The 6,648-nt window shown below is 56.3% G+C and carries 7 protein-coding genes; 4 read left to right on the forward strand and 3 right to left on the reverse strand.

The window, feature by feature from the left end:
* The 3 genes from KHQ28_RS23705 to KHQ28_RS23715 all read right to left on the reverse strand — a co-directional run.
* Positions 1-909, reverse strand: a 909-nt coding sequence (locus KHQ28_RS23705; RefSeq protein ID WP_211777700.1) for a gallate dioxygenase, incomplete at its 3' end; no start/stop codon positions are given.
* 13 nt (positions 910-922) lie between these two features.
* Positions 923-2,293, reverse strand: coding sequence for an aromatic acid/H+ symport family MFS transporter (locus tag KHQ28_RS23710; RefSeq protein WP_002923153.1), 1,371 nt, complete (start codon positions 2,291-2,293; stop codon positions 923-925).
* A 211-nt stretch (positions 2,294-2,504) separates the two neighbouring features.
* Positions 2,505-3,446 (reverse strand): LacI family DNA-binding transcriptional regulator, encoded by a 942-nt coding sequence (locus KHQ28_RS23715; protein WP_002923154.1) that lies wholly within the window; start codon positions 3,444-3,446, stop codon positions 2,505-2,507.
* A gap of 293 nt (positions 3,447-3,739) precedes the next feature.
* On the opposite strand from KHQ28_RS23715, the gene KHQ28_RS23720 reads away from it, so the two are divergent.
* The 4 genes from KHQ28_RS23720 to KHQ28_RS23735 form a co-directional block, all read left to right on the forward strand.
* The gene (locus KHQ28_RS23720) at positions 3,740-4,054 is read left to right on the forward strand and encodes a PTS sugar transporter subunit IIB (protein WP_004145041.1); all 315 of its coding nucleotides are present in this window, start codon (positions 3,740-3,742) and stop codon (positions 4,052-4,054) included.
* Between the two features lie 11 nt (positions 4,055-4,065).
* Complete coding sequence (locus KHQ28_RS23725; protein WP_002923156.1) at positions 4,066-5,388, forward strand: PTS cellobiose transporter subunit IIC; 1,323 nt, start codon at positions 4,066-4,068, stop codon at positions 5,386-5,388.
* A 97-nt stretch (positions 5,389-5,485) separates the two neighbouring features.
* Positions 5,486-5,788 (forward strand): PTS lactose/cellobiose transporter subunit IIA, encoded by a 303-nt coding sequence (locus KHQ28_RS23730; protein ID WP_002923158.1) that lies wholly within the window; start codon positions 5,486-5,488, stop codon positions 5,786-5,788.
* 144 nt (positions 5,789-5,932) lie between these two features.
* On the forward strand, positions 5,933-6,648 hold a 716-nt coding region (locus KHQ28_RS23735), incomplete at its 3' end, for a carbohydrate porin (RefSeq protein WP_151475163.1).

Genomic DNA, 6,648 nt, shown 5'->3' on the forward strand with positions numbered 1-6,648 from the left:
CCCGTCGATACCCTGACGCGCCATATGCTGGCGATGGCGCGTCAGGGTATCGACGGGGGGCAGGCGCGCATTGTTCTCAAGGATCAGCGTGGCGATACCGGTCATCGACGGCAGGTAATAGTCGCGCCAGGTTTCGGTGACATTGGCTGATAGCGCGCCGCGCATCACCAGCCACATGATCACTTCGGACCCCTCCATCCCCCCCAGCTCGGCATATTCGCCAAGGGTCATTTCGGTAAGCTTTTCCGGGTCATTAACCAGCATATCAACAAACTGGGCATCCCAGTCGGGATTATTAAATCCGCAGCGCTCGCCATGAACCTGATGCGAGAGCCCGCCGGTCGCGACAATCGCCACATTGATATCTTCCGGGAAGCTTTCAATCGCCCGGCGCAGCGCCTGGCCGAGTTTGTAACAACGGCGCGCGCTTGGTACCGGAAATTGCAGCACGCCGATCTGTAACGGGATCACCGCCGTCGGCCACCCCTGCGCTTCATCCCAGGGCAACAGCGCCGAAAGCGGCGAGAAAAGGCCGTGGTCGAGCTTTTTATCCATAAAGAACGACATATCAAACTCGTCGGCCATCAGGCTGGCGCCAATGTGCCTTGAGAGCGCCGCGTTGCCCTGGACCGGCGGCAGGCAGCGCGGTCCGCCGCCCTCATCGGCAACGTCATATTGACTATCGATTCCCAGCGTAAAAGTCGAATAGTGATCGAAGAAAAAGGCGGTCACATGGTCATTAAAGATGTATACCAGCGCATCCGGTTTTTTCTCCTCCAGCCAGCGCTGCAGCGGTTCGAAGCTCTGGAAGATCGGCGCCCACGCCGGGTCCTGCTGTTTATGATGATCGACCGCGAAGCCGATAGTCGGGGTATGAGAGACGGCGATACCGCCGAGAATGTTAGCCATCAGATAACTCCACTTATCGGTGTTCGAGGGGGGATGACAAAGCGTCAAGTTCTGCCTCTGTGAGTCGAGGCTTAGCGTGATTCATACGGTGCAACAAAATACAGATCCCCGCCAGGCAGGCCGGCAGCGCAAGCACCAAAAAGATCGACGAGTGTCCCGGCACGGCCAGCATCAGCATCCCGCCCAGCGTGGAGCTGAGGATAGCCCCGGTACGGCCGATACCATGCATCCAGCTGACTCCGGTAGCGCGGATCTCGGTTTGATAATAGGCGGGCGAATAGGCCTGCAGACCGTTCTGCGCGCCGTTAATGCACATCCCGCTGATAAAAATCAGCACCGACAGCGCCGCCGAACCGAAATCCATTACCCCCTGGGACAACAGGCACAGACAGCCGAGGAAATAGGTTGCCGCAATCACGGCTTTCGCCGAAGCGCGATCCATCAGCATACCGACAAGGATCCCGCCCAGCGGGCCGCCGAGCTGGAACAAGCCGGTCATCATCGCCGCCTGCTGCAGCGACAGCCCGCCGGAGCGGAGAATGGTTGGCAGCCAGCCGTTCAGCAGGTAAATCACGAACAGCCCCATAAAATAGGTTAACCACAGCGCTATCGTGCCGCGGGCATAGCCATGCCGGAACAGCTGCGCCACTTTGCTGCTCCGCGTGATGGGCGGCGCATTCAGCTGGAAAACGGTTTCAGCCGTAAACTGGCCCCCAAGCCGGTTAAGCGCCCTGGCAATCTGCTCGCCCGGTAGTCGGCGCGCCACCATGTTCATCGCCGACTCCGGCAACATCACGATCATAAAGGGGAGCACCACGAGCGGCAGCACGCCGCCAAAAACCAGCGCCGAGTGCCAGCTGTAATGCGATAACAAACCGGCGGCGATAAAGCCGCCGAGGCCGGAACCCACGTTAAAACCGCTGTACATCAGGGTGATCATCACCCCTTTACGCCGCTCCGGCATATATTCCGCCACCAGCGTGACGCAGTTGGGCATTACGGCGCCAAGGCCAAGGCCGGTGAGAAAACGCATCAGCGCCAGCTGCGTCGGGCTTTGCGCCACGGCGCCGGCCAGGCTGAACAGCGCAAACAGCGCCACCGACCAGAGTAAAATTCGCTTTCGGCCGTAGCGGTCAGAAAGCGGACCCGCTACCAGGGCGCCAATGGCGACGCCGAACATGGCCGCCCCAAGAATCGGCCCCATTTCGGCCCGGCTGATGCCCCAGTCCTCGATGAGCGCCGGGGCGACAAAGCCCATCACCGCGGCGTCATACCCATCCAGCATAATGATGATGAAACAGAGCAGCAGCACGTTCCATTGAAAGCGCGAGACCGGGCGGGTATCTATCCACGCTTTCACATCGACAACGTTCGTGTGATTCATAGGGTGACTTCCTCAAGCAGGCGGTACGAATGTTCTGGTTAGTGTTTTTTGAGTGGAACTTTCGTACTCAACTTAAGGCAGGTCACGCAGGCTGTCCGGTTCGAAAATCCGGCGTCAGATATGAGTTTTATTTATAATGTGAGGGATACGACAAAAACCAGCCAGCAAAAAACCCGCAGCCAACGGCGGCGGGTCAGGGCAAGAGCAGCGTTTAGTGCTTCGGAATAATTAAATCGCCGCGCAGCGGGCTGCCGCCCGGGTTGTCCGTTTTCTCGGTCAGCCAGTTGACGATCCGCGACGCCATCGCGTCCATGGAATATTCAATCGCCGGGATAGTCGGGATACCGGGCAGCTGTAACGATCCGGCGAGGCTAAACACCATGACATTTTGCGGAACGGCGCGGTTAAACGCCTGCAGCTGCGGCACCACGCGCTGCGCCTGCTGTTCATCGCTCACCAGCAGCGCGTTAAAGTTCAGCGTAGTGGCGTTATTGACCAGCTCCTGCACCGCCACCGACGGCGAGGTGTTATCCAGAAACACCAGGTTGCGATTAAACGGCAAAAAGTTTTTTTCCAGCGCGTGCTTGTAGCCCAGCAGCACCTGGTCGGCAAAGCCGCTGCTCTGCGGATGAATCAGCGCAATCTGCCGTCTCCCCTGGCTAATCAGATAGTGACAGGCGGTTTCGGCGGCGAAAGCATGATCGAACTGAATACTGTTGTCGCCTTCGCTATCGAGGCAGTCCACCAGCACCACGTCCGGGCGGTTAATATTCAGAGGAAAACGCGCGCCGATGATCAGCACGTTATCGCACAGCCCGCAGGTCAACTCCTCCAGAGAGTTCATCACGCCGTGGCTGGTGTTGGCGAAGCGCAGCAGCAGGTGTTTCTGGTGCTGGCTGAGCTGTTTTTCCAGGGCGTAGAGATAGCTGGTGGTTTGGTTGATGTTGTCCTGGGCGCAGATGACGCCGATGCAGCCGGTGGACTGGCTGAGCAACGACTGGGCTATCATGTTTGGCCGGTAATTGAGCGCTTCCGCCGCCTGCAGCACCGCCTGACGACTGGCTTCCTTCACGCCACGTGAGCCGCTCAACACTCGCGACACCGTGGCTTTGGAAACCCCGGCAAGTCGTGAAACATCATTGATTGTCGACATCATTTTCCCCTGCGCGGGCGCCGCGTCCCGCCAAAATCCTGTAAACCTGAATCGCTTCAATTATGACCAGCGCAGTATATCCATTTCGCCATTTGTTTGGAAACCGATTTTCCATTTCAGCGCAAAACATCGCCAAATCGACAGAATAATGTGAGCGAAATCCAATAAATCCGCCCTATAAGCAGGAGATCTTGACCACTATCACAGTTCTGCTTTTTATAAATGGAAACCGGTTTCCGTCTGATATCAAATCACCCACGCAATAACTTTTTACATTTTGAGGATGGTCGTCGATGTACAAGATTATGCTGTGCTGCTCTGCCGGGATGTCCACCAGTCTGCTGGTCAGAAAGATGGTTGAGGCGGCGAATGAACGTGACCTGCCGGTGCAGATTGACGCCTATGGCGTTTCCGAATTTGACATGCAGTTTCCGCAGTATCAGGTGGTGTTGCTTGGCCCCCAGGTGAAATACATGTTGAAAACCCTGTCTGACAAAGCGGCTTCCCTGAACATTCCCGTTCAGCCCATCGATACGATGGACTACGGTATGCAGCGGGGAGACAACGTCCTGAATTATGCTCTGTCGCTGATCCCAGCGGCGCACTGAGAGGTGTTGAAATGAGTTCTCTGTATCAGTCCATGATTGCCGTGATCGAGCAATCTATTACTCCGCTGGCAGGACGCCTTGGGCAGCAGAAATACGTTATCGCTATCCGCGATGGCTTCACTGCCGCCTTGCCGTTTATGATCATCGGCTCTTTCATGCTGGTATTTATCTTTCCGCCGTTTTCACCCGATACCACCAACGGCTTTGCCCGCGGCTGGCTTGATTTCTCCCAGCACTACCGCGAACAGCTGATGCTGCCGTTTAACCTCAGCATGGGCGTGATGACCTTCTTTATCTCGGTCGGCATTGGCGCCAGCCTCGGTCGTCAGTTTCAGCTCGATCCGGTGATGTCCGGTCTGCTGGCGTTTATGGCTTTCCTGCTGGTCGCCGCACCCTATGCCGATGGCAAAATTTCCACTCAGTATCTGTCCGGTCAGGGCATTTTCACCGCGCTGATCACCGCCATCTACTCCACCCGCGTTTACGCGTGGCTGAAGCAAAACAACATTACGATTCGTCTGCCGAAAGAGGTCCCCACCGGCGTCGCCCGTTCGTTTGAAATCCTGATCCCGGTGCTGGTGGTTATTGCGACTCTGCATCCGCTGAATCTGTTTATCGAAGCGCAGACCGGGATGATCCTGCCGCAGGCGATCATGCATCTGCTGGAGCCGCTGGTTTCCGCCTCCGACTCGCTGCCGGCGATTTTGCTCTCTGTTCTGATGTGCCAGATTTTCTGGTTCGCCGGTATCCACGGCTCGCTGATTGTTACCGGCATTATGAACCCGTTCTGGATGGCCAACCTGTCGGCAAACCAGGCGGCGCTGGCGGCTGGCACGGTACTGCCGCACGTCTACCTGCAGGGCTTCTGGGATCACTATCTGCTGATTGGCGGCGTCGGTTCTACCCTGCCGCTGGCCTTCCTGCTGCTGCGTAGCCGGGCCACCCATCTGCGCACCATCGGCAAGATGGGCATCGTGCCGAGCTTCTTTAATATCAACGAGCCGATTCTGTTCGGGGCGCCGATCATCATGAACCCGATGATGTTTATCCCCTTCGTCTGCGTACCGATGGTCAACGCGGTGCTGGCTTACGGCGCGACGCGTCTTGGCTGGCTGAGCCAGGTGGTGTCGCTGACGCCGTGGACTACGCCGGCCCCAATTGGCGCGTCGTGGGCGGCTAACTGGACCCTGAGCCCGGTGGTGATGTGTCTCATCTGCATGGTGATGTCGGCGGTCATTTACCTGCCGTTCCTGCGCGCTTATGAACGTTCCTTAATGAAAACCGAAGTTGAGAAAGCCAAAAATAGCGTTCCGGTAGCAGAAACCGTTAGCTAATCCCTCTCCTTCCGGAGAGATAATAAGATGACAGCGTAATAATGCAGAAAATGGACTTTCACTGCATTATTAAATAATAAATACCTCAGGAATACACATGATTGAATTAGAAGATGCGGTAATGGAAATTATCGTTAATGCGGGACAGTCACGCTCATTATGTTTTGAAGCGCTGCATGCGGCCCGAACCGGAAATATCGACGAAGCGCGCTTACTCTTAAACGAGGCCGACGGCTACGCCCGCCGGGCGCATCAGATGCAAACCCAGCTCATCGGGCAGGATGCCGGTGAAGCGCGTCAGCCCATGACGCTGATTATGGTACATGCCCAGGATCATTTGATGAATTCGCTGCTGGCCCGCGAGTTCTCAGAAGAATTAATCCATCTGTACCAGCGTTAATTAATATGGAATAACGTTAGCGAGAATATTATTCTCCGGCGTCGCTGTACCCTAAAAAACAAATCAGCTTATTTTGGCTATTTATTCTAGCCAGAATGGGATGGTTATTATCTGAAATATATTAATTATTAAAGCGAGATAACCATGAATACTGTAAAAAAACTGCCTTTAGCCATGGCGGTGGTCGCCGCGCTGTGCCCAATTTCTGTCATGGCGCAAGAATTTACGCAGGAACAGATCGACTCCATCGTCGCCAAAGCCGTTGATAAAGCGCTGGCCGACCGCCAGGCAAAAATCGACGCCGCGGCCAACAAAAAGGTCGACGTGATTACTAACCCGGAAACCACCGCCGCCTCGCCGGATATGGCCATTCCGTTCGGCCTCAAGTTCAGCGGCTACGCCCGCTATGGCGCCCACTTCCAGACCGGCGACCAGAAATATGTCGGCGTCGACGGCTCCTATAACGGCGCCTCGGCGATCGGCCGTCTGGGCAATGAAAGCAACGGCGGCGAATTCCAGATCAGCAAGGCCTTCAAAAGCGCGCAGGGGGCTATCTGGGATCTTAACGTGATGTTCGACCACTGGAGCGACGAAGTTAACCTGAAGAAGGCCTACGTCGGCGTCACCAACGTGCTGGAATCCAACCCCAACGCCTATATCTGGGCCGGCCGCGACTTCCACCAGCGTCCGCAACAGGGGATCAACGACTACTTCTGGATGAACCACGACGGCCAGGGCGCCGGGGTGAAGAACTTTGATATCGGCGGCGTGCAGTTCGACGTGGCGGCTGTGTCGCAGGTGAAATCCTGTAGTCCGGAAGTGATGGCCGACGAGACCAACCCGTCGCGCATCACCTGTAC

It is taken from the genome of Klebsiella sp. 28 (genome assembly GCF_018223905.1).
Lineage (GTDB): Bacteria > Pseudomonadota > Gammaproteobacteria > Enterobacterales > Enterobacteriaceae > Klebsiella > Klebsiella pneumoniae.